The sequence below is a fragment of the Streptomyces sp. GESEQ-4 genome, assembly GCF_017948455.1.
GTDB lineage: Bacteria > Actinomycetota > Actinomycetes > Streptomycetales > Streptomycetaceae > Streptomyces.
The window spans coordinates 1-26548 of the sequence record NZ_JAFFSU010000042.1 but is presented as its reverse complement, the minus strand read 5'-3'; the positions used below and the strand labels follow the sequence as shown (position 1 = coordinate 26548).

At 70.3% G+C, this 26548-nt stretch carries 23 protein-coding genes and 2 pseudogenes; 11 read left to right on the top strand and 14 right to left on the bottom strand.

Annotated features, from left to right (window positions below):
- Positions 1 to 16: 16 nt before the first annotated feature.
- Positions 17 to 859 (top strand): enoyl-CoA hydratase/isomerase family protein, encoded by an 843-nt coding sequence (locus tag KCH48_RS40145; protein ID WP_210582577.1) that lies wholly within the window; start codon positions 17 to 19, stop codon positions 857 to 859.
- Between the two features lie 100 nt (positions 860 to 959).
- A complete protein-coding gene (locus tag KCH48_RS40140) occupies positions 960 to 1553 on the top strand; it encodes a flavin reductase family protein (protein ID WP_246886646.1) in 594 nt (197 codons plus the stop codon).
- Positions 1554 to 2033: 480 nt separating this feature from the next.
- Here KCH48_RS40140 and KCH48_RS40135 read toward each other — a convergent pair whose 3' ends face one another.
- The gene (locus KCH48_RS40135; RefSeq protein ID WP_210582576.1) at positions 2034 to 2453 is read right to left on the bottom strand and encodes an ester cyclase; all 420 of its coding nucleotides are present in this window, start codon (positions 2451 to 2453) and stop codon (positions 2034 to 2036) included.
- Between the two features lie 97 nt (positions 2454 to 2550).
- Between KCH48_RS40135 and KCH48_RS40130 the strand changes: the two genes are divergently transcribed.
- The 3 genes and pseudogenes from KCH48_RS40130 to KCH48_RS40120 all read left to right on the top strand — a co-directional run bounded on the left by KCH48_RS40130 (position 2551) and on the right by KCH48_RS40120 (position 5944).
- Positions 2551 to 3129, top strand: a complete 579-nt coding sequence (locus KCH48_RS40130) for a PadR family transcriptional regulator (RefSeq protein ID WP_210582575.1) — start codon at positions 2551 to 2553, stop codon at positions 3127 to 3129.
- 20 nt (positions 3130 to 3149) lie between these two features.
- The gene (locus tag KCH48_RS40125) at positions 3150 to 4130 is read left to right on the top strand and encodes an NADPH:quinone reductase (RefSeq protein ID WP_210582574.1); all 981 of its coding nucleotides are present in this window, start codon (positions 3150 to 3152) and stop codon (positions 4128 to 4130) included.
- Positions 4131 to 4409: 279 nt separating this feature from the next.
- Positions 4410 to 5944 (top strand): annotated as a pseudogene (locus KCH48_RS40120) (ATP-binding protein).
- A 36-nt stretch (positions 5945 to 5980) separates the two neighbouring features.
- Here the strand turns inward: KCH48_RS40120 and KCH48_RS40115 are convergent.
- On the bottom strand, positions 5981 to 7312 hold the full coding sequence (locus KCH48_RS40115; protein WP_210582573.1) for an MFS transporter: 1332 nt from the start codon (positions 7310 to 7312) through the stop codon (positions 5981 to 5983).
- Positions 7313 to 7429: 117 nt separating this feature from the next.
- Between KCH48_RS40115 and KCH48_RS40110 the strand changes: the two genes are divergently transcribed.
- A complete protein-coding gene (locus KCH48_RS40110; protein WP_246886644.1) occupies positions 7430 to 8497 on the top strand; it encodes a GlxA family transcriptional regulator in 1068 nt (355 codons plus the stop codon).
- Here the strand turns inward: KCH48_RS40110 and KCH48_RS40105 are convergent.
- From KCH48_RS40105 to KCH48_RS40090, 4 genes are all read right to left on the bottom strand, one after another.
- Positions 8405 to 9658: an MFS transporter gene (locus KCH48_RS40105; RefSeq protein ID WP_210582572.1), complete on the bottom strand. Its 1254-nt coding sequence runs from the start codon at positions 9656 to 9658 to the stop codon at positions 8405 to 8407. The genes KCH48_RS40110 and KCH48_RS40105 overlap by 93 nt on opposite strands.
- A 96-nt stretch (positions 9659 to 9754) precedes the next feature.
- Positions 9755 to 10804 carry a Zn-dependent alcohol dehydrogenase gene (locus KCH48_RS40100; RefSeq protein ID WP_210582571.1) on the bottom strand — a complete coding sequence of 350 codons (1050 nt, stop codon included), beginning with the start codon at positions 10802 to 10804 and terminating at the stop codon, positions 9755 to 9757.
- Positions 10804 to 11955: an acyl-CoA dehydrogenase family protein gene (locus tag KCH48_RS40095; RefSeq protein WP_210582570.1), complete on the bottom strand. Its 1152-nt coding sequence runs from the start codon at positions 11953 to 11955 to the stop codon at positions 10804 to 10806. The genes KCH48_RS40100 and KCH48_RS40095 overlap by 1 nt, the downstream gene beginning before the upstream one ends.
- Before the next feature lie 113 nt (positions 11956 to 12068).
- Complete coding sequence (locus KCH48_RS40090; protein ID WP_210582569.1) at positions 12069 to 12977, bottom strand: SDR family oxidoreductase; 909 nt, start codon at positions 12975 to 12977, stop codon at positions 12069 to 12071.
- 84 nt (positions 12978 to 13061) lie between these two features.
- Between KCH48_RS40090 and KCH48_RS40085 the strand changes: the two genes are divergently transcribed.
- A complete protein-coding gene (locus KCH48_RS40085; RefSeq protein ID WP_210582568.1) occupies positions 13062 to 13988 on the top strand; it encodes a cyclase family protein in 927 nt (308 codons plus the stop codon).
- Between the two features lie 397 nt (positions 13989 to 14385).
- Here KCH48_RS40085 and KCH48_RS40080 read toward each other — a convergent pair whose 3' ends face one another.
- From KCH48_RS40080 to KCH48_RS40070, 3 genes are all read right to left on the bottom strand, one after another.
- Positions 14386 to 14859 (bottom strand): ATP-binding protein, encoded by a 474-nt coding sequence (locus KCH48_RS40080; protein ID WP_210582595.1) that lies wholly within the window; start codon positions 14857 to 14859, stop codon positions 14386 to 14388.
- A 481-nt stretch (positions 14860 to 15340) separates the two neighbouring features.
- Positions 15341 to 16210, bottom strand: coding sequence for an acyl-CoA dehydrogenase family protein (locus tag KCH48_RS40075; protein ID WP_210582567.1), 870 nt, complete (start codon positions 16208 to 16210; stop codon positions 15341 to 15343).
- A gap of 8 nt (positions 16211 to 16218) precedes the next feature.
- Positions 16219 to 17346: an acyl-CoA dehydrogenase family protein gene (locus KCH48_RS40070; protein WP_210582566.1), complete on the bottom strand. Its 1128-nt coding sequence runs from the start codon at positions 17344 to 17346 to the stop codon at positions 16219 to 16221.
- A 124-nt stretch (positions 17347 to 17470) separates the two neighbouring features.
- Here KCH48_RS40070 and KCH48_RS40065 point away from each other — a divergent pair, with 124 nt between their 5' ends.
- Positions 17471 to 18973 carry a class I adenylate-forming enzyme family protein gene (locus KCH48_RS40065; protein WP_210582565.1) on the top strand — a complete coding sequence of 501 codons (1503 nt, stop codon included), beginning with the start codon at positions 17471 to 17473 and terminating at the stop codon, positions 18971 to 18973.
- A gap of 30 nt (positions 18974 to 19003) precedes the next feature.
- Here KCH48_RS40065 and KCH48_RS40060 read toward each other — a convergent pair whose 3' ends face one another.
- Positions 19004 to 19516 (bottom strand): EF-hand domain-containing protein, encoded by a 513-nt coding sequence (locus tag KCH48_RS40060; protein WP_210582564.1) that lies wholly within the window; start codon positions 19514 to 19516, stop codon positions 19004 to 19006.
- Positions 19517 to 19692: 176 nt separating this feature from the next.
- Positions 19693 to 20073, bottom strand: coding sequence for an STAS domain-containing protein (locus KCH48_RS40055; protein WP_210582594.1), 381 nt, complete (start codon positions 20071 to 20073; stop codon positions 19693 to 19695).
- 351 nt (positions 20074 to 20424) lie between these two features.
- Between KCH48_RS40055 and KCH48_RS40050 the strand changes: the two genes are divergently transcribed.
- Positions 20425 to 21003 carry a sigma-70 family RNA polymerase sigma factor gene (locus KCH48_RS40050; protein WP_210582563.1) on the top strand — a complete coding sequence of 193 codons (579 nt, stop codon included), beginning with the start codon at positions 20425 to 20427 and terminating at the stop codon, positions 21001 to 21003.
- Positions 21000 to 22445, top strand: a complete 1446-nt coding sequence (locus tag KCH48_RS40045; protein ID WP_210582562.1) for a maleylpyruvate isomerase N-terminal domain-containing protein — start codon at positions 21000 to 21002, stop codon at positions 22443 to 22445. Before KCH48_RS40050 ends, KCH48_RS40045 begins: the two co-directional genes overlap by 4 nt.
- A 165-nt stretch (positions 22446 to 22610) precedes the next feature.
- Here KCH48_RS40045 and purU read toward each other — a convergent pair whose 3' ends face one another.
- On the bottom strand, positions 22611 to 23492 hold the full coding sequence (gene purU, locus KCH48_RS40040; protein ID WP_210582561.1) for a formyltetrahydrofolate deformylase: 882 nt from the start codon (positions 23490 to 23492) through the stop codon (positions 22611 to 22613).
- Positions 23493 to 23538: 46 nt separating this feature from the next.
- Complete coding sequence (locus KCH48_RS40035) at positions 23539 to 24039, bottom strand: hypothetical protein (protein WP_210582560.1); 501 nt, start codon at positions 24037 to 24039, stop codon at positions 23539 to 23541.
- 117 nt (positions 24040 to 24156) lie between these two features.
- Here KCH48_RS40035 and KCH48_RS40030 point away from each other — a divergent pair, with 117 nt between their 5' ends.
- Positions 24157 to 25464: an ABC transporter substrate-binding protein gene (locus KCH48_RS40030; protein ID WP_210582559.1), complete on the top strand. Its 1308-nt coding sequence runs from the start codon at positions 24157 to 24159 to the stop codon at positions 25462 to 25464.
- 58 nt (positions 25465 to 25522) lie between these two features.
- On the opposite strand, the pseudogene KCH48_RS40025 reads toward KCH48_RS40030, so the two are convergent.
- Positions 25523 to 26548, bottom strand: a pseudogene (locus KCH48_RS40025) (hypothetical protein); the annotation flags it as partial.

Sequence of the window (26548 nt, the reverse complement as noted above, 5' to 3'; positions counted from 1 at the left end):
GCCGAACGAACTGAACATGCCTGATGAAGTGAACATCCCCGATTCCCCCCGTGAGGCCGGAAATTCCGCTGAGTCATTGATACGGCACACCACTGACAATCACGTCCGCCGTATCACCCTCAACCGCCCCGAGGCCCTCAACGCCATCACCCCTGACCTGCGAGAACGCCTGATCCAACTCCTCTTGGACGCCTCCGCCGACCCCGCCGTGAGAGCCGTCGTCCTCACCGGAACCGGCCGCGGCTTCTGCGCCGGCGCCGACCTGCGGGGCGGGGCGGCGGGCGGCAGGGAGCGGATCGCCGGTGACGTCGCCCGCACCCTCCGGCTGGGCGCTCAGCGGCTGATCAGCGCCGTCCTCGACTGCGAGAAGCCGGTGATCGCCGCCGTGAACGGCACGGCGGCCGGCCTCGGCGCGCATCTCGCCCTCGCCTGCGACCTCGTACTGGCCGCCGAATCCGCCAAGTTCATCGAGGTGTTCGTACGGCGTGGACTCGTGCCGGACGGCGGCGGCGCGTACCTCCTCCCCCGACTCATCGGCCCCCACCGCGCCAAAGAACTGATGTTCTTCGGCGACTCCCTCCCCGCCGCGGACGCCGAACGCCTGGGCCTGGTCAACCGCGTCGTCCCGGACGCCGAGCTGGACAAAACAGCCCGCGAGTGGGCCGACCGCCTCGCCACCGGCCCGACCCGGGCGATCGCGTTGACCAAGCAGCTCGTCAACGCCTCCCTCGACACCGACCGCACCACCGCGTTCGCCGCGGAAGCGGCCGCCCAGGAGATCAACATGACGACGGCCGACGCGAAGGAGGGGGTGGCGAGTTTCGTGGAACGCAGGAGTCCGGAGTATCGGGGGCGGTGAAGGCCCCCAGACCCCTGCCGCGCGCCCGTCAGCGCTTTACGATCCGCAGGTCACCCACCCCTTCCCATCTGACACCCCGTCAGCTTCAATGGATGACGTGATGGGACACGCAGGAATGGCCGCAGCAGCCGTCCGTTATCTCAGGTCCGGGCCCGCCCGGCCCGTGGAGGCGCTGCCGCGCCCGGAGTTGCGGTGTGTGGGGGAGGACGAGCGGGCGCCGGTCGACCAGGGCGAGTTCCGGCGGGTGCTCGGGAACTTCGCGACGGGCGTGGCCGTTGTCACCTCACCAGCCACCGATGGCGAATCCGGCCCCGCCGGCTTCGCCTGCCAGTCCTTCTCCTCCCTCTCCCTCGACCCACCCCTCGTCGCCTTCATGGTCGGCCGTACGTCGACGACCTGGCCCCGCATCGCCCGCGCGGGCGCCTTCTGCGTGAACGTGCTCGCCGCCGGCCAGGGCGAGTTGTGCCGCGGCTTCGCGGTGAGCGGCGGGGACAAGTTCGCGGGCGTCGCCTACGACGCGGCTCCGGTGTCCGGGTCACCGCGCCTCGCGGGCGCGCTCGCCTGGATCGACTGCACCATCCATGCCGTCCACACCGGCGGCGACCACCTCATCGTGGTGGGCCGGGTGGACGACCTGGGCACCGCCGAGACCCGTGAGGCGCCCCTGCTGTTCCATAAAGGACGCTTCCTGTAATCGGTCAAGCACCCTTGCGCGGTCTGCCTCTCCTCGACCGAGGCGAGGAACCGGTCGTCGAGCCGGGTGGCAGGGTCGACGACTTTCTCCAGGACGCGCATCGACTCGGCCGCCAGCCGGTCAAGTTCTGCCGCCTCGGCGAGGGGAAACGCCAGGGGAAGCGGCAGATCGAGAAGCCGGGTGGAGGTGAACTCGCACTGGTGGACTGTCGGTATTCGAGGGTTGCAGTATTCGCCCTAGAGCGAGCAGTCCCGTACCCGGCTCGCTCACGTCAGCGGTGGCAAAGTGTAAAGCTCTCGCCGAACGGGCGCTGTCTGCGCGAAGACGCCGGAGCAGGAAGAAGACTGGCCTCTTGCGGTGAACCCGCGCCCGGCCGCCCGCGCTCCGGTGCGGGGCCTTCGCCCTCTGTCACCGCGCCGTACGGCCCCCTCCTGGCAGCGGCAATTCCGCGCGACAGAAGACTCACCGGCGCTACGAGGTTCACGGCGCCGGTAGGGCACCGATCTGCTGCATCACCCCGAGGAGATCGGGCTGGCCCCGTTCGCCGACGATCCGGCCGTCGGCCAGGTAGTAGAAGTTCATGGCCTGCACCGAGATCTTGTTGCCGCTCGCCGGGATCCCGAAGAATTCACCGTCGTGGGTTCCCCGCATGGTGAACCGCGCGGCCACAGTGTCGCCTTCGGCGACTGTCTCCTCCAGCGTCCACTGGACGTCCGGGAAGGCGCTGCGCATCATCCCGAGGACTTCCATGTACCCATCGGGCCCCCGCAGTGGTTCCGGGTGGCTTGGCGCATGGAACACCGCGTCTGGAGAAATCACCTCGCGGGCGAGATCCTCGTTGCCCGTGTTGATGAACTCGACGAAACGGTTCATCACTGACTCGGTGGACAGCGGCGGCATCTTGCTGTGCCTCTCTCAAGACGGTGGGTGGATACCTGGCAGCTTACATCGAAACGATGTCCGCATCGATTCGATGTTCGCGTGCGAAGATGGACTCATGCTGGAACTCGCCATACTCGGCTTCCTCGCCGAGGGACCCCTGCCCGGACACGAGCTGCGCCGCCGTATCTCACAGCTGACCGGCTACACGCGGCCGGTCAGTGACGGCAGCCTGTATCCGGCGATCAACCGTCTGACCAGTGCGGGCTTGATCGAGCGGCGCGCCGACCCGGCCGCCGGGGCGGCCCGGTACGTGCTCAGCCTGACCGAGCCAGGGCGGGCCGACATGCTTCAGCGCCTGCGCAAGCCCGCCGACCACGAGATCACCGACTTCACCCGGTTCTACGTCGTCCTGGCCTTCCTCTCCCACCTGCCCGACGTGGCCGAACAGCACGCGGTGCTGCGCAGACGGCTGGAGTTCCTGGAAGAACCGGCGAGCTTCTTCTACGACAACGAGCGGCCCCTGCGTGCCGAGGAGATCGCCGACCCCTACCGGCGCGGCATGCTGCTCACCGCCCGCGCCACCAGCCGCGCCGAACGGACCTGGCTGCGCGAGGCCCTCGGTGAGAAACCGCCCGCATTCGACACCGCATGCACCGCCAGCGATCCGCAAGCGCCCGCCGCTCCCGCGAGCTGACTGTCCACGGAGGTACTCCCATGCTTGCTTCCTGGTACGACGTCCAGGGCCCCGCCGCCGATGTCCTGCACGTCGGTGAACTACCTGATCCCGTCCCCGGCCCCGGCGAGGTCCGCGTCCGCGTCACCGTCTCGGGCGTCAACCCCGGCGACACCAAGAAACGGCGCGGCTGGCTCGGCTCGTCCATGCCCTTCCCGCGGGTGATCCCGCACAGCGACGGCGCCGGAGTCATCGACGCGGTGGGCGACGGCGTCGACGCCCACCGCGTCGGACAACGGGTCTGGGTGTACGGGGCCCAGTCCTACCGCCCCTTCGGCACCGCCGCCCAGTACACCGTCGTACCCGACCACCAAGCCGCACCTCTGCCCGACCACCTCAGTGACGAGCTGGGCGCGAGCCTCGGCATCCCCGGCATCACCGCCCACCGGACCGTCTTCGCCGACGGCCCGGTCGACGGCCGACTGGTTCTGGTCCACGGAGTTCTCGGCGGCGTCGGCTCCCTGGCCGCCCAGCTCGCCCACTGGGCCGGCGCCACCGTGGTCGCAACCGTCCGCCGCACCGCGGACCTCGACCACGTCGACCCGGCCGTCGCCCACGCCATCGCCCTGGATACCGGCGACCCCGCCGCGGCCATCCGCTCGTACGCGCCACGGGGCGTCGACCGGATCATCGAGGTCGCGCTGTCCGACAACGCCGACCTCGACAACGCCGTCGCCGCCAACAACGCTGTCATCGCCGCCTACGCCACCCGCACGGACCGCACCGAGATCCCCTTCTGGCCCCTGCTGTTCAACAACGTCACCCTGCGGCTACTCGGCAGCGACGACTTCCCCGCCGAGGCCAAGCGCCAGGCCGCCCGAGACCTCACCTCCGCCGCCGCCGTGGGCGCCCTCACCGTCGCCGTCGGCGACCGCTACCCGCTGGACGACATCGCCAAGGCCCACGACCACGTCGACGCCGGCGGTGGCCGCGGCCGAATCCTGCTCACCATCCCCCAATAGCGCAGACTCGGAACACTGCCCTGCTCAACTGCCTAGCCCTACGGGCCGGCCCGTCGCGCTGCCAAGTAGTCGGCTGCCCCTTGCTCTGGCTCATCTGCTTGAACCAGAAGCACACGGCCGAGCTGTTGAGCGTGTGGGTGGCTATCGTCCTGATCGGCACCGTGGTGATCGGCGCCGTTGCAGCCCGTGTCGTCCGGGCGACCCCGGGAGGGCGCCGCTTTCTGAGCGGATGAGCCGCGAGGAACATACTCCTTAGAAGTGTGCTCCTAACGGGCGATCATGCAGCAGCCAAGGCCGATCAAGCCGTCACGCATTTTCGACCGAGGCCCTGAGTGGGACGCGCTCACCGCCTTTGTCGACCGGCCCCTGCCGCACGCCGCGCTCGGAGTCCTCAGCGGCAGGCGGCGTATGGGAAAGACATACCTACTGCGGGCACTCGTCGAGCAGTGCGGCGGTTTCTACTTCGGGGCCACGGACGCCACCGAGGCGGAGTCCCTTCGGCAGTTCAGCGCCGCCCTGGCCGCACATGTGGGTTCTCCAGTGCCTTTCTCCTTCGCCACCTGGGACGACGCGGTCTCGTACCTCTTCGGGCTTGCGGCATCCGGCCCCGGGACGCCTGGCGGTCCGGCGCCGGAAACCGCGTTTCTCGTGGTCATCGACGAGTTCCCCTGTCTGGTGCGGGCGGCTCCGGAACTTCCCTCACTGATCCAGCGCGCGATCGACCGGGGCCAGGTTGAGGAGAGCCGCATGCGGCTGCTGCTGTGCGGCTCGGCGATGTCCGTCATGGGCGGGCTGCCGGCCAGCAGCGCACCCCTGCGTGGCAGGGCCCAACTGGAACTCGTCGTACGCCCCTTCGGATACCGGGCGGCGGCGGACTTCTGGGGCGTTGCTGCCGACCCGGCACTCGCTGCCCGACTGCATGCGGTTCTCGGCGGTACGCCCGCATACCGCCGTCAGTTCCTGGCGGACGACGTCCCCGCCGATCTGGAGGGCTTCGACGAATGGATCTGCCGCACGGTCCTCTCGCCGTTCAGCCCTCTCTTCCGGGAGGCCCGCTACTTGCTCGCCGAGGAAGCCGACATCCGGGACACCGCGTTGTACCACTCAGTGCTTGCCGCTGTGGCGCAGGGCAACACCACGCGCGGCGGCATCGCGGGATACATCGGCCGCAAGTCCGTCGACATCTCGCATCCGCTCAATGTCCTGGAGGACAGCCACCTCCTGGTCCGGGAGGCAGACGTCTTCCGAGCCGGGAAATCCCAGTACCGCATCACCGAGCCGAGCCTCTGATCAACTTCTACGAGGCGGTCATGCGCCCGGCCTGGGCCCGGCTGGAAGGGGGCCAGGCCACCGAGGTTTGGGCCCAGGCAGGACAACGTTTCGCGGCGCAAGTGGCCGGGCCGCACTTCGAGGCGATGTGCCGTGAGTATGTGTTGGGGCCTGGGCGGACCCTGCTCAGCACCTCGCTAGGCGAGGTGGGCAACGGCATCGTGACCGATCCGAAAGAGCGCCGGCAGATCCAGGTCGATGTGGCCGTGGTCGAACAGGGGTCCGGCGGAAGCCGCCCGTCGGTCGCCCTGCTCGGCGAGGCGAAGTGGGGCACGGTCATGGGAGTCCCCCACCTCGAGCGTCTGGCACGGGCACGGGAATTGCTCGCCGGGCGCGGCATGGACACGTCTCACTGCGGGTTGGCCTGTTTCAGCGCGGCGGGTTTCAGCGAGGCTCTGCGGGCTGAGGCGGCACGGAGTGGGGTGCTGTTGATCGGCTTGGACGAGTTGTATGGCCGGGCCTTGCCGAGTGGGTTCCTGCCATAGGACGCAGCCTCGGATCAGCCTTAGGGTGACCACACCCTAGGTCGGCAAGGATTGACCCACGGCCCCGAGTTCTGCCGCCGGTGTGACCGGCCGCCGCCGGATCACCAGCGCCATCAGCGCCGCCGCCGCGCACAGCGCGCCCGACGCGTACCAGACCATGTCGTACGAGCCGGAGACATCGCGCACGACGCCGCCGATGAAGGCCACCAGGGCGGCGCCGACCTGGTGGGAGGCGAGGACCCAGCCGAAGACGATGGCGCTGTCGTCGCCGTACTGCTCGCGGCACAGGGCCACGGTGGGCGGGACGGTGGCGACCCAGTCGAGGCCGTAGAAGACGATGAAGAAGATCATCGGCGGGTGGACGCTGGGCGCCAGCAGCATGGGCAGGAACAGCAGCGAGATGCCGCGCAGCGCGTAGTAGACGGCGAGCAGTCGGCGCGGTTCGTAGCGGTCGGTGAACCAGCCGGAGGCGATGGTGCCGACCACGTCGAACACGCCGATGACCGCGAGCAGTGAGGCCGCCACGGGGACGGGCATGTGCTCGTCGTGGGCGGCGGGCACGAAGTGGGTCTGGATCAGGCCGTTGGTGGAGGCACCACAGATCGCGAAGGAGCCGGCGAGCAGCCAGAAGGGGCCGGTGCGGGCGGCCTTGAAGAGGACGGTCACGGCACGGCGCGCGGCGCCCGGCACCGGGTCCGGCTTCGGTACGAACTCCTTCGCGCCGTACGGCTTCACGCCCACGTCGGCCGGGTGGTCGCGCAGCAGCAGCCAGACGAAGGGGACGACCGCGAGGGCCGCAAGGGCGACCGTGATGGCGGCGGGGCGCCAGTTGCCGGCGTCGACCATCAGGGCCAGCACGGGCAGGAAGATCAGCTGGCCGGAGGCCGAGGCGGCGGTGAGGATGCCGGTGACCAGGCCGCGCCGTTCGGTGAACCAGCGGTTGGTGACCGTCGCGGCGAAGGCCAGCGCCATCGAACCGGTGCCGAGGCCCACCAACAGGCCCCAGCACAGCAGCAGTTGCCAGGCCGCCGTCATCCACACCGTGAGACCCGAGCCGATCGCGATCACGGTGAGCGCGGCCACGACCACGCGCCGGATGCCGAAGCGGTCCATCAGGGCGGCGGCGAAGGGTGCGGTCAGTCCGTACAGGGCGAGGTTGATCGAGACGGCGGCCGCGATCGTGCCGCGTGACCAGCCGAATTCCTGATGCAAGGGGTCTATGAGCAGCCCCGGCAGGGAGCGGAAGGCGGCGGCGCCGAGGATCGTCACGAAGGCGACGGCGGCGACGAACCAGGCGCGATGGATGCGGGTACGGCGCGGCTTGTGCGGGGTCCGGCCCGCGGCGGTGGCTTCGGTTGTCTGCGTCACGACAACGAGCTTCGGGCCTGCGCGCCCTCAGATCCATTGGCCCGAAGGACAGCATTCGTTAGGATCGGGCCATGAGCATGAGCCGGAACGTCGTGAGCGCGAGTGAGGGCGGACTCCATGAGCGTGAGTGAGCCGGAGCACCTGAGCGTGAGTGAGCCGGAACGCCACGAGCGTGAGCCGGAGTTCCGCCCGCACCGCGTCGTCGTCCTCGCCCTCGACGGGCTGCTCCCGTTCGAGCTGGGCATCCCGCACCGGATCTTCGGGCGCCCGAAGGACGCTGAGGGGCGGTATCTGTACGAGGTCGTCACCTGCTCGGTCCGGCCGCCGGGCCCGGTCCAGACCGACGCCGACTTCTCCATCCACGTCGGACACGGCCCTCAGGCGCTGGCCACCGCCGACACCGTGATCGTCCCGGCGTCGTACGAGCTCGGCCCGGTCTTCGACGAGGGTGTGCTGACCGACGAACTGGCCGCCGCGCTCGCCCGCGTCCGACCCGGCACCCGGATCGCCTCCATCTGCACCGGCGTCTACGTCCTCGCCGCCGCCGGCCTGCTCGACGGCCGCCCGGCCACCACGCACTGGTCCGACGCCGAGCGCTTCCAGCGGCTGTTCCCGAGGATCAAGGTCGACGCGGACGTGCTGTTCATCGACGACGGCGATGTGCTGACCTCGGCGGGCGTCGCCGCCGGGATCGACCTGTGCCTGCACATGGTCCGCCGCGACCACGGCACGGCGATCGCCAACGACGTGGCCCGCCGCACGGTCGTACCGCCCCACCGCGACGGCGGCCAGGCGCAGTACATCCACCGCCCGGTCCCCGACCCGCAGCAGGCGACCACGACCACCGCCCGTGCCTGGGCCCTGGGCCGCCTCCACGAGCCGATCCAGCTGCGCGACATGGCGGAGCAGGAGGCCATGTCCGTACGGACCTTCACGCGCCGCTTCCGCGAGGAGGTCGGCGTCAGCCCCGGCCAATGGCTCACCCAGCAGCGGGTGGAACGCGCCCGCCACCTCCTGGAGTCCACCGATCTCTCCGTCGACCAGGTCGCCCGGGACGCCGGCTTCGGCACGGCCCAGTCGATGCGGCAGCACCTACAGGCGGCGCTCGGCGTCACACCCACCAGCTATCGGCGCACCTTCCGCGCCGGGAGCAACGCCGACGTCCAGGTCCCCAGCGGCACGTGAGCCGTCCCGGCGGGCCTCTCCCCACCAGCCGAGCGCCGTCAGCAGCAGGGTCAGCACCACACCGGCCAGCATGGCCGTGGACGGCGCCACCACCTGGAGCAGCCCGCCGGCGAGGGAACCCGTCGCCGCGTAGCCCGCGCCCGCGGCGGCGTACATCACGGAGTAACCGGCCGCCAGTGCGCTAGGCGGCAAGGCCTCGCGCAGGGACAGGTTGCGGGTGATGAGCGCGCCCGACTGGAGCGTGCCCGCCAGGGTGAGGGCGATCGCGATCCCGGCCGCGCCCGGTATCAGCGCGGTGATGCTGACGAAGGCTGACATGCCGCACATCAGCACCACACTGCGCGTACGAAGCCGCCCCGGCCACGCTCGCACGCCGTACAGGAACGCCCCGATCCCCGCACCCACCGCGAGTCCCGCCAGCATCGGGCCGGACCAGCCCACGCCGATGCCGCGCTGCTCCAGCAGGGCGGGCAGGGTGAGTTCGGCCAGGCCGAGCAGGGTGAGGCTGGCCGCGCCCGTGACGTACACCGGCCAGGCGCGTATCAGCACGCGGAGCTTCCCCCGGCCCGCCTCCCCGTCCTGATCCCCTTTGGCCCAGCCCGCCGGAAGCAGCCAGTGGCCCGCTATTGACGACGCCATCAGGGCGGCCCCGAGGAGCAGCGGTATTCGAGGCGCCACCCCGAGGGCGAGGCCGGCCACCGCGACCGGGGAGACGGCCCACACACCGGACATCAGCATGGACTCGGCCGACAGCGCCTGCGTCACGGCACGCTCCGGGACCAGCGAGGTCAGCAGCGCACGCTGACCGCCCGCGACGGCCGCCGGAGCGGCACCGGCCAGAAACGCGAACGCCCCCAGCACGACAGGGTGCGCACCGGCCAGCACCCCGAGCCCCGCGAACCCCACCGCCCCGCCCGCGAGCCCCACGGCCAGATGCCGCCGACCGCGCGCCGGATCCAGCCGCATCCCCAGGACCGGCGCCCCGATGATCTCGCCGATCACATAGGCCGCCGCGAGCGCTGCACCCAGCGTGTAGCCGCCGGGCCGCTCCCGCACCAGGAACACCAGCGCCAACGGCGCCATGGCGACCGGCATACGGGAGCCGACGGCGGTGCAGGCCCAGATCAGCACCTGTTTGGAGGCGACATCGCGATAGGTCATGAGTCGAAGGTAGGCGGCGGCACTGACAACACGGCAGCGGATTTCCGGGCCTGTGGATAACTCCGCGAGGACAGCGCCAACCAAGCACCGAATGACTCAGAACGTGAGCACCCCGCGAGCCACCTTCCCCGCCTCAGCATCCGCAGCCGCCCGCTCGAACTCCTCGACCGGATACGTCTGCGTCACCAACTCGTCCAGCAGCAGCCGCCCGTTGCGGTACAGCTCGGCGTACAGCGCGATGTCCCGCTGCGGGCGCGACGAACCGTACCGGCACCCCAGGATCGACTTGTCCAGATACATCGAGGACACGACGAAGGAGGCCTCGGCGCCGACCGGCGGCACCCCCAGCAGGATCGCCTGCCCATGCCGGTCGAGCAGATCGACGGCCGCACGGATCAACTCGACGCGCCCCACGCACTCGAAGGCATGGTCCGCCCCCGTCGGCAGCAGCTCCCGCACGCCTTCCGTCGAGGTCAGGAAGTCGGTCGCGCCGAACTGCCGCGCCACCGCCTCCTTCGCCGGATTGGCATCGACGGCGACGATCCGCAACGCACCCGCGATCCGCGCCCCCTGAAGGACGTTGAGCCCGATGCCTCCCGTACCGATGACGAGCACGCTGTCCCCGCGGTCCACCTTCGCCCGGTTGAGCACGGCGCCGACGCCGGTCAGCACGCCGCACCCGATGAGCGCGGCGGAGGGCAGGGGAATGTCCTTCGGGATCCGCACCACCTGCACGGCCTTGACCACGGTCCGCTCGGCGAACGCGGAGTTGGACGCGAACTGGAAGACGGGCCGCCCACCGCGGACGAACGGCTGCCCGGGCCGCCCGATCGCCTGCCGGCACATCGTCGGCCGCCCCCGGTCGCACTCCGCGCAGGTACCGCAGTTGGCCAGCGTGGACAGGGCGACATGGTCACCGGCCGCCACATGCGTGACCCCCGCGCCGACGGCCTCCACCACCCCGGCCCCCTCATGCCCCAGCACCACGGGCACAGGGAACGGAATGGTGCCGTCCACAACGGACAGATCGCTGTGGCACAAACCCGCCGCCGAGATCGACACCAGCACCTCACCCGGCCCCGGATCCCGCACCTCCAGGTCGTTCGCGACCTCGACCCGCTTCCCGTCGAACACCACGCCGCGCATCACACAACCCCCTTGGGTTCCCTCGGCAGCCCGAGCACCCGCTCGGCGATGATCGTGCGCTGAACCTGGTCCGAGCCGCCGTAGATGGTGTCGGCCCGCGAGAACAGGAACAGATGCTGCGCCTCGTCGAGTTCGTACGGCGCCGAGGCCGACCAGTCCGCGGGGCCCACGCCCGCCCGCGCCCCCCGCACCTGCATCGCCAGCTCCCCGAGCCGCTGATGCCACCCGGCCCACAGCAGCTTGGCCACGCTGGGCGCTCCAGCGTCGCCCGAACTCCCCAGCGTCCGCAGGGCGTTCCACCGCATCACCCGCAGCTCCGCCCACTGCCGCACCAGCCGGTCCCGTACGACCGGATCCCCGACCGCCCCCGTCTCCACGGCCGTCCCCACGATCCGCTCCAACTCCCGCGCGAAGCCGATCTGCTGGGCAAGGGTGGAGACACCGCGCTCGAAGCCGAGCAGACTCATCGCCACCCGCCAGCCATTGCCCTCACCCCCGACAACATGCTCCACGCGCGCGTGCGCCCCGTCGAAGAAGACCTCATTGAAGTCACTGGTGCCGGTCATCTGCCGAATGGGCCGCACATCGATGTGATCCGGCTGATCCATCGGCACCAGCAGAAAACTCAGCCCCTGATGACGCCGCGAATTCACATCCGTCCGCGCCAACACAAAACACCAGTCCGCCTCATGTGCGAGCGACGTCCAGATCTTCTGCCCGGTAATGCGATACGTCCCCTGCGACTCCCGCGTCGCCACGGTCCGTATCCCGGCCAGATCCGACCCCGCGCCAGGCTCGCTGTACCCCTGACACCACAGCTCCTCACCCGCGGCAACCGCCGGCAGAAAGCGCCCCTTCTGCTCATCGGTGCCATGAGCAATCAGAGTCGGAGCAAGCAGATTCTCCCCGATATGCCCCGACCGCGGAGGCGCCACAGAACGCGCATACTCCTCCGCCCAGACAACCTGCTGAGTAAGCGTGGCCGACCGATTCCCATACCCGGTCTCCCCCCAGGAAAGCCCAATCCACCCGGCCTCCCCAAGTACACGTTCCCAACTACGCCGATCTTGCACCCCGTTGGCGTGATCAGCGAGCCAAGCGCGCGCTTCCATACGGAATGCTTCATCCTCCGGCGCAAAACCGAAGTCCATGAGGGCCTCCCTCAAAATCACCGGTGAGCTGGAGCGCCCCTTTAGGGGCGCGGGGAACTGCGCGACAAGCCACAAACCAACCCGCAGCCGCCAAACAAGGAACACCCCCCGAGCTACTGGGCGTTAGGCCGCACCCCAGAAACCGCCGCCCTCTCCATCCCCGCCACCTCGGAGAGCATCGGCATCGGATCCACCCCCACCGACCCCGGCAAAAACTCCGCAATCCGCTCCGGCGTCCAAGAACCCTCCGCATAAGCCGAACGCAGTTCCCTCGGCTGCGCCCACACCGCGATCTTCGGCCCAGCGATCGTGTACACCTGCCCGGTCACCTCCTGAGCCCGATCCGACAACAGGTAGACCACCAGCGCCGCCACATCCTCCGGCTCCCCGATCTCCGCCAGCTCCATCGGCACGTTCGCCGACATCCGCGTACGAGCGACCGGCGCCACCGCATTGGCGCTCACCCCGTACTTGTGCAACCCCAGCGCGGCGCTCCGCACCAGCGAGATGATCCCGCCCTTCGCGGCGCTGTAGTTGGCCTGCGACACGGACCCCTGATGGTTGCCGCTGGTGAAACCGATCAGCGTCCCGGCCCGTTGCTTCCGCATCACCGCGGACGCCGCCCGGAACACGGTGAACGTGCCCTTGAGATGCGTGGCCACGACCGGGTCCCACTCCTCCTCGGTCATGTTGAACAGCATCCGCTCACGCAGAATCCCGGCCACGCAGACCACACCGTCGAGCCGGCCGTACGAGTCCAGCGCAGTGTCGACCACGCGCTGCCCGCCCGCCATCGTGGCCACGTCGTCCGCCACGGCGACCGCGTCGCCGCCCGCCGCCTCGATCTCTTTGACGACGGCTTCGGCGACCTCGCTGGTCGGGGAGGCACCGTCGATCGCCACGCCGTAGTCGTTGACCACGACCTTCGCTCCCTCGGCGGCCGCCGCGAGCGCGACCGCCCGGCCGATGCCCCGTCCGGCGCCGGTCACGGCGACGACCTTGCCTGCCAAGAAGTTCCCCATGCCCGGCCCCTTCCCGCGGTTTCTGACGGACCGTTAGATTTTAAGTCCCGTCAGACACCTGGAGACAAGCCCCGGGGGGCTCCCATGTCACTACCGGCCGAGTTCCATGACATCGCCAAGCGGGTCAACAACTGGGGCCGTTGGGGGTCCGACGACGAGATCGGGACCCTGAACCTCATCACGGACGAGGTCGTACGGGAGGCAGCCGCCCGCGTCCGCAGCGGGCTCCGGATTCCGCTCGCGCTCCCCCTGAGGCAGGACGGCGTCCAGACCGGGATGATCCCGGGGCGCGTCAATCCGCTGCACGCCATGGTGCAGATCAACCAGGAGATCTTCGGCCCGGGAACGGTCGCGTGCAGCGACGACGCGGTGACCATGGGGTTGCAGGCCGGCACCCACTGGGACGCGCTCACGCACGTCTCGCACTCGGGCCGGCTCTACAACGGCCGCCCGGCCGACACCGTCACCCCGCACGGCGGCGCCGAGTTCAGCGGCATCGACAAGGCGCGGCACATCGTCTCGCGTGGAGTGCTGCTCGATGTGGCGAAGGCGCACGGCGTGGACCGTCTCGACGGGGGGCATGCCGTGACCCCTCAGGACCTGGACGCCGCCGAGGAACTCGCGGGCACGCGCGTGCGTGCCGGTGACATCGCGCTCGTACGGACGGGGCAGGTGCAGGTGTATCTCGCCGGGGACAAGCACGCGTACGCCTATCCGTCACCCGGGCTGTCGATCCGCACCCCGGAGTGGTTCCACGCGCGCGATGTCGCCGCCGTCGCGAACGACACCCTCACATTTGAGATATTTCCGCCGGAAATAGAGGATTTGTGGCTGCCGGTGCATGCGCTCGACCTGGTGGAGATGGGGATGCTGCAGGGCCAGAACTGGAATCTCGAAGAGTTGTCCACAGCCTGTGGACAAGCGGGCCGCTACGACTTCCTGCTGTCGGCGATGCCCGAGCCGTTCGTCGGCGCCACGGGAACTCCGGTGGCCCCGGTGGCCGTTCTCTAGTCGCCGGCCACGCTTCCGCCTCCCCGGGCGCGGCCGGCTGGCGACGCGCCGCGCCCGCCCCGAGCACGGTGTCGCGCGCCGCCATCCGGCTTCGGCGCACCCGCCCCGGTTCCTCATGACCCCAAGCAGAACCGACGCCGTCGCGACCCACACTCGTCGAGGGCTCCCGTCACCGGAACCCTCGTCGTCCCCTCGCGGCGAATCGCTGACCACCAGCGTGATCAAACGGTCACGTCCCGTCAACACCCGAAAGGGGATTCATCACTTACGCACCGATTTCAATGGCCGCGCACAGAAGCACATCCGGGCGCATGCGCCCTGTCGGCCAGGGAGGGGCGATAGGCGTTTGTCGCCATGCCCGCGACCACGCGCCGGGGGCACACTCAGCCACGAACGGCTATACGGCTTCGTACGCCAGCCCCTCATACCCTTCATAGGCCGAGGCCCCGCCGCCGAACGCCGTCGCCGCCTGAGGCGGCTCCGTACAGCGGTCCAGTTCGCACCAGATGCGCTTGCCGGCACCCTCGGGGCTCCAGCCCCAGCGGTCGGCCAGGCCGTCGATGAGGGCGAGGCCGCGGCCGCCCGTCTGTTCGCCGTCCACGCACCGGGGGACGGGGGCCCGGTCGCTGGCGTCGGCCACCTCCAGCCGGACCGGAGCGGCTGACTGAGCCGCCTCTGCGGGCAGCGACAGCCGGAGCACGGCCGGGCAACCGGTGTGCACGACGGCGTTGGTGACAAGTTCGGAGACGAGCAGGATCAGCGTCTCGGCGAGCGACTCATCGGCCTCTATCCCGGACCCGGCGAGCCGCGAACGGGCCCACCGCCGGGCGCGCCCCACTTCTGCGGGGTCGGGCCGGATCTCCAGCTGCACTTGAAGCACCTGCACCGCTCACACCATCCGAACCGGCGGACACATGACCTCGCGCCACACGAGTGCCACGATCGTAGCCATTCTTTGCATGACCAGAACAATGGTCAGAGCCGGGTTCACAGAACGTGAATCCCTTACGAGACAGCATGGTTGACGTACAGTCACCCCAACAAGCGCTTCGGGCATATTCCAGCGCGAAGGAGTACCCGTGCGGCATACTGTGCGACGCTCGTCGTGGCGAGTCGAACAGGGGCACATCGCCGGATCCGGGGCCGCCTCAAGGGCAACACCGGCATGATTCGTGCTCGGACCCGCTCGCATCCCACACAAGGTACCGGAGCAACACAGCGACTCCAGGCCGTGACGAGTCACCCTTAGGACACAACCCGATATCAACGCTCCGTAATTCCGGTATGCCACAATCCGCGACATCCGTGCCACCTGCGTTCGTGATACCGCAGCCCAGCGCCCCTTTTGCCGCTCAGGCCACCAGATCCGCCGCGAGCAGTTCCTCACTCTCCGTGCTCGCACCACCACGTCGAGCACGCACCCAGGCGCGCTTCAGATGGAGATGCACCTCGGACTCCCAGGTGAAGCCCATGCCGCCGTGCACCTGTAGGCAGTCACGGGCGCCGCATACCGCGGCCTCGTCGGCGAGCAGCCGGGCCGCCGCGATGTCCGTCCGCTCGGCGGTCACGGCGGCGGCATATACCGCCGCGCGGGCCACCTCCGTCCGCACCAGCATTCCGGCGCACAGATGCTTGACCGCCTGGAAGGCCCCGATCGGCTGCCCGAACTGCTCACGGGTCCGGGCGTGTTGCACCGCCAGCTCGCACACCCGCCCGGCCGTGCCCAACTGTTCGGCGGCGGTCAGGAGTACGGCGACGGGGCCCACGGCCGCCCCGCCCTCCCCCACCCGGTGCAGCGGAGTCAGCGGATCCACCGACCGCAGCGGTACGGCCCCGGCGGCGTCCCCTCGTACGACGTCCGCCTCGGCCAGCCACTCCACGAGCCCGCTGCCGTCCACGGCCGCGACCACGGTCTCCCCCTCCGCGGCGCCCGCCACCTCCCCCGCCGCCAGATGTGTGGCGATCAGCGGCCCCGGCAGCAGTGCCCGGCCCGCCTCCTCGAAGGCCAACACCGCTTCGGGCAGCCCGAGTCCGACCCCGCCGTCCGCCTCCGGCAGCCGCAGCGCGAAGAACCCCGCCTCGCCGAGCGCCCGCCACAGCCCACGGTCCAGTCCGGGTGCGTCCACGGCCGCCCGCAGCGCCTCGGCGTCGAATCGCCGCGTCACCAGCTGTCGTACCCCGTCACGCAACGCCCGCTGATCCTCGGTGAGTTGGAATTTCATACGCGCCGTCACCGTCCCTTCGGCAGCCCGAGGATGCGCTCGGCCACGATGTTCTGCTGGATCTGCGAGGTGCCGGCGGCGATGGTGTAGGAGAGGGACGACAGACGGTCCAGCATCCACGGCCGGTCGAGGTCGAGACAGTCCGGTCCCAGGACGTCGGCCGCGGTGTCGTACAGCTCCTGCCGCGCCTGTGAATACCTCAGTTTGAAAACCGAACTCCCCACCCCGGGGACCCCGCTCTCCGCCTCGCTCACATTCCACTGGGTCAGCCGCCAAAGCGCCCGGAACTGTGCGTTCAGCCGACCCAGCCGTCGCCGCAGCACGGGATCGTCCCAGCGGCCGTTCTTCCGTGCCTCACCGGCGAGTTCGCGCAGGACGCGGCGGCAGGCGACCACCTCGCCGACGAAGGCCGTGCCGCGCTCGAAGGAGAGGGTCACCATCGTCACGCGCCAGCCGTCGTCCTCGTCGCCGACGCGGTTGGCGACCGGAATGCGGACCTCGTCGAGGAACACCTCGGCGAACTCGGCGGACCCGGCGAGCGTGCGCAGTGGACGTACGGTGATGCCCGGGGCGTCCATGGGCATGGCGAGCCAGGTGATGCCGCGGTGCTTGGGCGCGGCGGGGTTCGTGCGGACCAACAGCTCGCACCAGTCGGCCACTTCGGCATGGGAGGTCCAGATCTTGGACCCACTCACCACATAGTCGTCGCCGTCCCTACGCGCGCGCGTGCGCAGCGCCGCGAGGTCCGATCCGGCGTCCGGTTCGCTGAAGCCCTGGCACCAGACCTCCTCGCCCCGAAGGATCGGCGGCAGCCAGCGCGCCCGCTGCTCCTCGCTCCCCTCGGCGGCGATCGTCGGCCCCGCGTGGAGCAGCCCGACGAAACCCGCCCCCACATAGGGCGCGCCTGCCTTCTCGGTCTCCTCCAGGAAGATCAGCCGTACGGTCGGGGAGGCGTCCCAGTGCACGTGCGCGTACCCGGCGTCGTACAGCATCCGCTGCCAGCCGAGGTCGTACGCCCTGCGCGCGGGCCAGTCGTCCGGGGACGGCTTCGGCGGCAGCGTCGGAAGGACCTTCCCCAGCCACTCCCGCAACCGCACCCGGAACTCGTCCTCTTCGGGCGTGTACGTGAGGTCCATCCACCACCTGCCTGACGATCCGTCAGATTCAGCAGCAGGCTAGCCCCGCACCCCTGGACCGACAAGGCGTCGAGCCCTACGCTCTCCGCACGATCTGACACACCGTCAGCCAGAGGGGGTCGTCGTGAACGACACCGCACACGCCCTGGGTTCCTCGCGCACGCTCTGGGAACTGGTCACACGCCGTGCCGAACTGACCCCCGACCGCCCCGTCCTCCTCCAGGACGACCGCACGCTCACCTTCGGTGAGCTGCATGACCGTGCCGAGCGCGTGGCGGCCGGCCTCCACGGCAGGGGCATCCGCCCCGGCACGGTCGTCGCCTGGCAGCTGCCCACCCGCATCGAGACCGCCCTGCTGTCCTTCGCGCTGGCCCGCCTGGGCGCCGTGCAGTCGCCGGTCATCCCGTTCTACCGGGACCGCGAAGTCGGCTTCGCCCTGCGGGAGTCGGAGGCGGAGTTCTTCGCGGTGCCGGGCACCTGGCGCGGCTTCGACCACACGGAGATGGCCCGGCGGCTCGGCGCCAAGGGGATCTTCGAGGCGTACGACGGTCTCCCGGACGGCGACCCGGCCGTACTGCCCGCCCCGCCCACCGACGGCACCTCCGTCCGGTGGATCTACTGGACCTCGGGAACCACCTCCGACCCCAAGGGCGTTCTCCACACGGACCGTTCACTCATCGCGGGCGGGTCGTGCCTCGCGCACGCGCTGCACCTGTCGGCGAACGACGTGGGCTCGATGGCCTTTCCGTACGCGCACATCGCCGGCCCCGACTACACCGTCATGCTCCTGCTGTACGGCTTCCCGGCGGTGATGTTCGAACAGTTCGCGCTGCCGGACGCGCTGGAGGAGTATCGCAAGCACGGGGTGACGGTGGCGGGCGGGTCGACGGCGTTCTACTCGATGTTCCTCGCCGAGCAGCGCAAGCAGCCGGACCGGAAGGTCATTCCCTCGCTACGGCTGCTCGCGGGCGGCGGAGCACCCAAGCCGCCGGAGGTGTATCACGCCGTCGTGCGCGAGATGGGCGTGCAGCTCACCCATGGGTACGGCATGACCGAGGTGCCGATGATCACGATGGGGGCGCCGGACGACACGGTGGAGAACCTGGCGACGACCGAGGGGCGGCCCCCGGAGGGCATGGAGATCCGGATCGTGGACGGGGAGGTGCGGCTGCGCGGGGAGGCGGTGTGCCGGGGGTATCTGGATCCGGCGCAGACGGCGGAGGCGTTCGACGGGGAGGGGTTCCTCAGGACCGGTGACCTCGGGCGGCTCACCGACAGCGGGCACCTGGTGCTGACGGGGCGGCTGAAGGACGTGATCATCCGCAAGGGCGAGAACATCTCCGCCAAGGAGATCGAGGATCTGCTGCACCGGCACCCGGACGTCGGGGACGTGGCCGTGGTCGGGCTGCCGGACGCCGAGCGCGGGGAGCTGGTGTGCGCGGTGGTGGAACAGCCGCCGGGGGCCGGGGAGTTGACTCTCGAGGCGGTGTCGTCCTACCTGCGCGCGGAAGGGCTGTCGGTGCACAAGCTGCCGGAGCGGCTCGAGGTGGTGGACGCCCTTCCGCGCAACGAGACCTTGCGGAAGGTGCTCAAGTACAAGCTGCGTGAGCGCTATTCAGACAGATGACAGGTGACGGGTGACAGGTGACAGGTGACGTCATTCGGGCACGGTGAAGTAGCGGGCGAAGGAAGACACGATCTCCGCCTCGCCGATCTTGCCGTCGCCGTCGGTGTCGAGGGTGGCGGCGGCCGTCGCGGCCACGTCCTGGCTCACGCCGAGCGCGGTCAGCACGCGCGCGGTGTCACCGACGGTGGCCGCTCCGTCGCCGTCGCGGTCGGCGAGGTCGAGCGCGGCATGCAGAAAGGGGCGGGCGATCTCGGCGAACCGGTCCGGGTTGTCGCGCAGGCGCTTGACCGCGCCGCCGACGAACTCGTCCCGGCTGATCCGCTGGTCGCCGTCCCGGTCCGCTATGCCGGCCATCCCCTGCCAGAACGCCTCGGCGCCGATGTACAGGGCCTGTCCCTTGTCGGAGCGGGCCGCCGTACCGAACTCGGCGAGCAGCCTCTTGGCCGCCGCGCTGAAGTCCTCACGGTCGATGTAGCCGTTGCCGTCCTGGTCGAAGGTGGCGAACCGGGCGGCGATCTTGCCGTCGTACTCGCTGCTGACCATGTCTGTTCGTGCCGCCTTACGTCACGTGGGTGCGTACTGGCAGGGAGCGTACGACGCCCGGAGCGGCCTTGGCGCGGAAAACGTCGCTTGTGTCAAGACCGGGCTGATTTTGCGACACTGACGTGGCAGAGCGGCGGTGTGACGTACACCGAGTGCGGAGATCCGGTAGCGGCGGGTCACGCCGAGAGCGGTTCGGCCCCCTCGTCGACCGCCGCCGCCACGTCCGGGTACACCTCGAACAGACGGCGTACGCCGAGGGCGCCGAGCACCCTGTTGACGTGGGAGCCGTCCACGGCCCCCTGGGCGGGCAGTATCAGCCGCAGGCTGCCCTGGCAGGAACGGATGAGGCGGCGGGAGCCGATGAGCACGCCGACGCCGCTGGAATCGCAGAACAGGACCTCGGAGAGGTCGAGGACGAGACTGTGCCGGCCCTCGGCCACCACGTCGTGCACCCGCTGCCGCAGCACGGGCGACGTCACCAGGTCCAGTTCGCCCGACACTTGGAGCACGGCCCACTCGCCCTGCTTGTCGCCGGTCACGTAGAACGCCACCACCAGGCCCTTCGCTCGCCGGAAACGGAAGCCTCACCTACGCTTCCTTGCAGCGCGGCTGCCCAGCGGCCGTTCCCCGAAACCAGGTACTGGAAACGGAAACCAATCAGAACAGGCTTGTTTCAGTCGTATTCGATCCTGTTCGATCGGGTCTGATCGCGCCGGGAGTGGGTAGGCGCGCGAAGGCACGGGGGCGGACGGGGCCCGGAAGGTGCACTACCACCTGCGCCTCCGCTGGGAGCACCCATTGCCACAAAGGGGCGTGCGTTGTCAGAGGTGCCGACTACATTCGAGATGACGGTGGACGCAGGCCGGACCGGAGAAGAGCACCGGAGAAGAGCAGGGTGAGGGGGCCGTATGGCGAAGAAGGACGCGCCGCCCCGCTGGGACCGCAAGATGCAGCAGCGGCTCGCACGCGGAGAGGCGGCGGCCCTCGGTGAGCTGTACGACCGTTTCGCTTCGCTCGTGCACGGCCTCGCCCACCGCGTCCTCGGCGACGAGCGCGCGGCCGACGGCATCACCAGGGACGTCTTCACCCACGTCTGGCAGCACCCGGAGGCGTACGACCCCAAGCAGGGCCCGCTGCGCTCCTGGGTCGCCACACTGACCCATCGCCTGGCCGTGCAGCGGCTGCGCGCCACCGAGACCGCCGCCCTCACCCAGGGCGGCGGCTCCACCGAGGACCTGGAGCGCAAGGTCCGCCAGGCCTCCGTCGCCGCCCGCGCCGACTACATCGTCCAGGCCATGCCCGTCCCCCTGCGCACCGCACTGGAGCTGGCCTACTTCCAGCGCCGCGACTACCGCCAGACCGCCGCCGACCTCGGCGTCACCGAGGACGAGGCCCGCCGCCGCCTCCGCCTCGGCCTGCAACTCCTGTCCACCGCCCACGACGCCGGCGCCCCCGGGCCGCCCCCCGGATACGGGGGTGCCGCGTGACCGGCCCGGAGCGGTTCGAGGCGTACGACGACCACGAGGGATACGGCGACGCGGGGCACGGCGGCTACGACGGTCCCGGGCACGGCGGCGGCTACGACGACTCCGGCCACGAGAAGGAGCAGCACGGCGCCCCGGACGACGAGGGCCGCCCGAAGGTGACCGAGCCCGACGGCCCGGGCAACGCGGACGGATCCGACGGCCCGGGCAGCGGCGGCGGAGGCGACCCCGGCCGTGGGCGAGAGCCCGGCCATCCGCCCCGTATACCCCTGCCGCGCTCCTCCGTCGAGGACGGCGGGCGGCCGCTGCCGTCGCTGGAGGAGCTGGGGGACCTGGCGCCGCGGCCCGCCCCGCCGGCGCTGGAGCACCACGTCCTGAAGGCGCTGCTCGGCGCGTGGGCGCTGGCCGCCTGCTCACTGGAGGAGACGGCGGCCGTCGAGGACCACCTCGGCACCTGCGGCACCTGCGCCGACGAGGCGCTGCGGCTGCGGGAGGCGGTCGGGCTGCTGCACCCCCCGGAGAGCCTCGACCTCGACCCGGGCCTGCGCACCCGCGTCCTGACGGTCTCCTTCGACCGACGGCCACCGCGCATCCCCGTGCCTGAGTGGGCCGGTCCCTACGACGCCGAGACCGCCCGCCTCGACGCCCTGCTGCAGGACATAGGGGACGCCGAGTGGCACGCGCCGGTGCGGCTGCGGTGGTTCGAGGCCGACAAGGAGACGACCCGGCGTACGACCGTCGCCGGGGTCATCGCGCACCTGCTCACCGTCGACGGCCTCGTCGCGCTCGCCCTCGGCCTGGACGACCCCTTGGGCGACATCCCGTCCGCGGCACCCGCCCCCGCCGAGCGCACGGAGGCGTACTGGGCGGCCTCCCACTTCCCGCCCACCCGGTCCGTGCGGGGTCCCTGGCGGGAGCAGAGCCACGACCTCGTGCGGACCGTGTCCTTCACCGGTAGCAACTCCGGTTCGCTACCGGTGTCGTACGGCGCCTGCGAGCTGCCGCTGCGGGACGCGATGCTGGACCGGGCGTTCGAGTGCTGGGTCCACGCGGAGGACATCGCCGAGGCGGTCGACTACCCGTACGAGCCGCCCGCGCCGCGTCATCTGCACGGCATGATCGATCTTGCGGCGCGGATGTTGCCGGGGGTGCTGGCAACTCGCCGCCGTGATGACCGCCGGCATCTCGTGCCGGTGGGCGAGACCGGTCGCAGCCTGCGGCTGGAGATCGAAGGGCTGGGCGGCGGGGAGTGGTTGATTCCCCTGGACTCCCCCGGGTTGGGCTCCGCCGAGCGTGAGGTCGCCCATGTCGCGCTGGACGGCGTGGAGTTCTGCCGGTTGGCGGCGGGTCATGTATCGCCGCAGGAGGCGGCTGCGGGGCAGGTCGGGGACCGGGAGGCGATCAGGGATGTGCTGTTCGCTGCGGCGAGCTTGAGCCGGATGTAGGGGCGGGTTGGGGGTGCGCGGGCGGGTGCGGGTGCGTGGGGGTTGCTCGCGCAGTTCCCCGCGCCCCTAAAGCACGTGCAGTGGACGCCCTTTAGGGGCGCGGGGAACTGCGCGACCAGCCCACGACCACCCGCACCCGCCCCTGAAACCGAACCCCCCGACCCCCTAGGCGAACACAACCGTCCGTCGCCCATTGAGCAGAATCCTCCGCTCCGCATGCCACTTCACCGCCCGCGCCAGCGCCTGGCACTCCACATCACGCCCCACCGCCACCAGCTGATCCGGCGTGACGTCATGCCCCACCCGCTCGACCTCCTGCTCGATGATCGGCCCCTCATCGAGATCCGCGGTGACATAGTGCGCGGTCGCCCCGATCAGCTTCACGCCCCTCGCATGGGCCTGGTGATACGGCTTCGCGCCCTTGAAGCTCGGCAGGAAGGAATGGTGGATGTTGATGATGCGGCCGCTGAGCGCCTTGCAGAGGTCGTCGGAGAGGACCTGCATATAGCGGGCCAGCACCACCAGCTCGACGTTCTCCTCGCGCACCAGCTCCAGCAGCTGCGCCTCGGCCTGCGGCTTGTTGTCCCTGGTCACCGGAATGTGGTGGAAGGGAATGTCGTACGAGGCCACCAGTTCGGCGAAGTCGGTGTGGTTGGACACCACCGCGGCGATCTCCACCGGCAGCGCCCCGATCCGCGACCGGAACAGCAGGTCGTTCAGGCAGTGGCCGAACTTGCTGACCATCAGGACGACGCGCATCTTCTCGTCGGCCCGGTTGAGCTGCCACTCCATGTGGAAGGCGTCACCGATCGCCGCGAAGCTCGCCCGCAGCTTGTCCACGGTCACCGGCGCCTCCGCCGAGAAGTGGACGCGCATGAAGAACAGTCCCGTGTCGTGGTCGCCGAACTGCTGGCTGTCCTCGATGTTGCAGCCGGTCATGAAGAGGTAGCTCGACACGGCGTGCACGATGCCCTGCTTGTCGGGGCAGGACAGGGTGAGGACGTACTGGTCGGGCGCGACCGCGGGTCGGTTGGACTGCTCGTTCATGCAGGACAGGGTCGCATATCGGCCCAGCCCGGGCGGACCCCGTCCGCTACGCGGACCTCGTCATGATCTGCAGCACCTCGAGACTCCGGGGAGGCGTGTCAGGGTCGTCCCCGTCACTCGCCGCGAGGCGCACGTGTGCGTCGCGGGCCGCCCGTACGGCCTCCGGCCACGCCTGGTTCTCGAGGTAGGCGGAGACCGGGGCGTCCGGCCCGACCTGGTGCATGATCCGCAGCACACGCAGGACGGCGGTGTCGACGAGCGCCGCCTCCTGGGAGTCCCGGAAGATCGTGCCCACGTATTTCTCGGCGGACCAGTTGTCCAGCCAGGTGTCCTCGACCAGGCGGTACACGGCGTCGGTGACGTCTCCGTACCCGTCGACTCCGGCGAGCCAGACCTCTCGCTGGAACACCGGATCGGAGAGCATGTGCAGCGCGGAGCGCACATTGCTGCGCCAGCGCCACCACGGCATGTCGTTCAGTGGCATGCCGCCCATGGTGGAGGAGCGACGGCCGCGACGGGAAGAGTTCTCCGAACCTTGCACGGTCACCGATCGTACGTTCTTTCTCATACGACGCTCAGGGACCCCCGTAATTCACCTCGCCGTCACCTACCGTTGACCGAGGGTCACTCCCGGGTTAGCGATGTGGCGGAATCGTGCGTGTCCATGACCGGCAGGCGTCACCACCGCAAGACCCACCTCCCCGCGCTCACCCGACCCGTCACAACCACCGTCCGCAGAGCGGCGGCCCTGGTCGCGTGTGCGTCGCTCGCCGTCGGTTGCGGGGTCGTCCCCGGTGTCTCGGGGGGCACCGGGGACGACACCATCACCGTCATGACGTGGGCGCCGAGTGAGACGGGCGCCACGAACAAGCCCGGCATGCCCGCCCTCGCCCTCGCCTACGCGCGCTGGGTCAACGCAAGCGGCGGCATCAACGGCCACAAGCTCAAGGTCCTGATCTGCAACGACCACAACGACACCGTGGACGCGGCCAACTGCGGCCGGCGCGCGGTCAAGGAGAACGTCGTCGCGGTCGTCGGCTCCTACAGCCAGTACTCCGACTCGTTCTTCCCGCCCCTGGAGGGCGCGGGCATCCCGTACATCGGCGGCTACGGCCTCACCGAGTCCGAGTTCACCAGCCCGCTGTCGTACCCGGTCAACGGCGGCCAGCCCGCCCTGCTGGCCGGCCTCGGGCAGGCGCTCGCCAAGAACTGCGGGCGCGTCGCCCTGGTCCGGCCCGACACCATCGCGGGTGACGAGCTGCCCCCGATGCTCAACTCCGGCCTGAAGGCGGGCGGACACGCGCCGGCCGGCAATCAGCTGGCCAAGGACGACGCCACCGAGTACTCGGCCCCGGCCGAGCGTGCCCTCGAGTACGCCACCGCCGACTCGACGGAAACCGGCTGTGTGGTGCCCGCCCTCGGCGACCGCACCAGCACCTTCATGGACTCCTTCCGGCGTGCCCGCGCGGACTATCCCGACGTACGGGCGGGCACCGTGCTCGGCAGCGTCGACCAGTCGGTGATCAACCAGAGCGGCGGTGCCTCGTCGCCGTACGAGGGGTCGTTCATCACGGGCTGGTACCCGGTCTCCACCGACAAGCGGTGGGACCGGATGAAGCAGGTCATCAACAAGCACGCGTTCGGCGACAACCGCATCGACACCGGGGATGTCGGCGTGCAGACCACATGGATCGCCTACACCGTGTTCAAGGCGGTCGTGGAGTCGCTCGGCGACGGCGAGGTGAGCGCCGACTCCGTGCGCAACGCCCTCGACGGCGGCCTCAAGGTCTCCACGGACGGGCTCACACCGACCCTGCGCTGGCAGTTCCAGGACAAGCTCGCCTCCATCGGCCTCCCGCGCATGGTGAACGCCGATGTGACCCTCCAGGTCGTACGCAAGGGCCAGCTCGTCGCGGCACGCAAGAGCTCCACCGACATGACGGACACGCTGAAGCAGGCGGATGTGAGCTGACCGGTGGAGCCGGCCGGCTCGTGTGCGTCACTCCCACACGGCCGGCCGGCTCCGGCCGTCACAGCTGGGTCGGCTGGCGCTGGGTCAGGCCGTACGTCTTGGCGATCGCGTTCCACAGCTGGGCCGCCTTGGCCTTCTGCGTGGTCGCGGTGCCGCTCGCACGGTTGCCTGCCGCGGTCTGGCCGGTGGTGCGGGCCTGGCCCTTCTTGCAGAGGCTGCCCTTCTTGGCCGCGACCTGGTCGGCCCACGCCGCGTAGTGGTTGTCGGCCGACGCCGACGCATGCCACGCGCTGTTGAGGGCCGAGGTCAGCGCGGCATGGTTCGGGAGCTTGTCGACGGACAGCTTCGACAGGCTGGTGACCAGGCCGGTGCGCTGCTTGGCCGCGTCGCGCAGGTCGGCCGCCGCCTGCCCCATGTTCTTGCACGTCTTCACATCGGCGACCGCGTTGATCACGGTGGCCCGGCTGTCGCCGCTGTCGGCCAGCAGCTTGTCCAGCGCGACGGCCTGCTGCTCGGCCGCGTCGGTGGACGGCGAGGCGGAACCCTCGGTCGCCGGGGCGGTGGCGGACACCGTCTGGTTCTTGTCGTCGCTCTGGTCGTCGCCGCCACCGCTCGCGAGCAGCGCGCCCGCCCCGACCCCGAGGACGGCGATCCCGACCCCGACAGCCGCGATGAGCGGCACCCGCGAGCCGGTACGGCCGCCGCGGCCACCGTGTCCGCGGTGGTCGTCGGCGCCGGGCGGGACGTAGGCGGGCTGGGGGCGCGCCGGTGCCTGCCCCGGCTCGAAGCGGGGCAGCTGCTGGGTGGCCGCGGCGGGATGCTCCCTCCCCGGCTCACTGCGGAAGAGGCTGTCGAACTCGGCGGGCGGCTGCCGGTCCCGCCCGGCCGCCACGGGCGGAATGTACTGCGTCGCTTCGGCATCGGGATTGGCCGGCGGCAACGGCCCCGGGTTCTGCCGCGCCCGCCCCAGATAACGGGTCTCCTCCCCGGCCGCCCCAGCAGGCACCTCGGGCGGCAGCGCCCCGGGCCCCACCGGCGGAATGTACTGCGTCGCACCCTCATCCCCGGGCCCGGAAGGCGCCGC

Bases quoted from the DNA above. Each gene is read 5' to 3' on its own strand.
- KCH48_RS40145 (WP_210582577.1), top strand. From the start codon at position 17: ATGCCTGATGAAGTGAACATCCCCGATTCCCCCCGTGAGGCCGGAAAT.
- KCH48_RS40090 (WP_210582569.1), bottom strand. From the start codon at position 12,977: ATGGGGAACTTCTTGGCAGGCAAGGTCGTCGCCGTGACCGGCGCCGGA.
- KCH48_RS40125 (WP_210582574.1), top strand. From the start codon at position 3,150: ATGCTTGCTTCCTGGTACGACGTCCAGGGCCCCGCCGCCGATGTCCTG.
- KCH48_RS40085 (WP_210582568.1), top strand. From the start codon at position 13,062: ATGTCACTACCGGCCGAGTTCCATGACATCGCCAAGCGGGTCAACAAC.
- KCH48_RS40070 (WP_210582566.1), bottom strand. From the start codon at position 17,346: ATGGACCTCACGTACACGCCCGAAGAGGACGAGTTCCGGGTGCGGTTG.
- KCH48_RS40050 (WP_210582563.1), top strand. From the start codon at position 20,425: ATGGCGAAGAAGGACGCGCCGCCCCGCTGGGACCGCAAGATGCAGCAG.
- KCH48_RS40135 (WP_210582576.1), bottom strand. From the start codon at position 2,453: ATGCCGCCGCTGTCCACCGAGTCAGTGATGAACCGTTTCGTCGAGTTC.
- purU (WP_210582561.1), bottom strand. From the start codon at position 23,492: ATGAACGAGCAGTCCAACCGACCCGCGGTCGCGCCCGACCAGTACGTC.
- KCH48_RS40105 (WP_210582572.1), bottom strand. From the start codon at position 9,658: ATGACCTATCGCGATGTCGCCTCCAAACAGGTGCTGATCTGGGCCTGC.
- KCH48_RS40060 (WP_210582564.1), bottom strand. From the start codon at position 19,516: ATGGTCAGCAGCGAGTACGACGGCAAGATCGCCGCCCGGTTCGCCACC.
- KCH48_RS40130 (WP_210582575.1), top strand. From the start codon at position 2,551: ATGCTGGAACTCGCCATACTCGGCTTCCTCGCCGAGGGACCCCTGCCC.
- KCH48_RS40030 (WP_210582559.1), top strand. From the start codon at position 24,157: ATGACCGGCAGGCGTCACCACCGCAAGACCCACCTCCCCGCGCTCACC.
- KCH48_RS40075 (WP_210582567.1), bottom strand. From the start codon at position 16,210: ATGAAATTCCAACTCACCGAGGATCAGCGGGCGTTGCGTGACGGGGTA.
- KCH48_RS40095 (WP_210582570.1), bottom strand. From the start codon at position 11,955: ATGGACTTCGGTTTTGCGCCGGAGGATGAAGCATTCCGTATGGAAGCG.
- KCH48_RS40110 (WP_246886644.1), top strand. From the start codon at position 7,430: ATGAGCGTGAGTGAGCCGGAGCACCTGAGCGTGAGTGAGCCGGAACGC.
- KCH48_RS40140 (WP_246886646.1), top strand. From the start codon at position 960: ATGGGACACGCAGGAATGGCCGCAGCAGCCGTCCGTTATCTCAGGTCC.
- KCH48_RS40100 (WP_210582571.1), bottom strand. From the start codon at position 10,804: ATGCGCGGCGTGGTGTTCGACGGGAAGCGGGTCGAGGTCGCGAACGAC.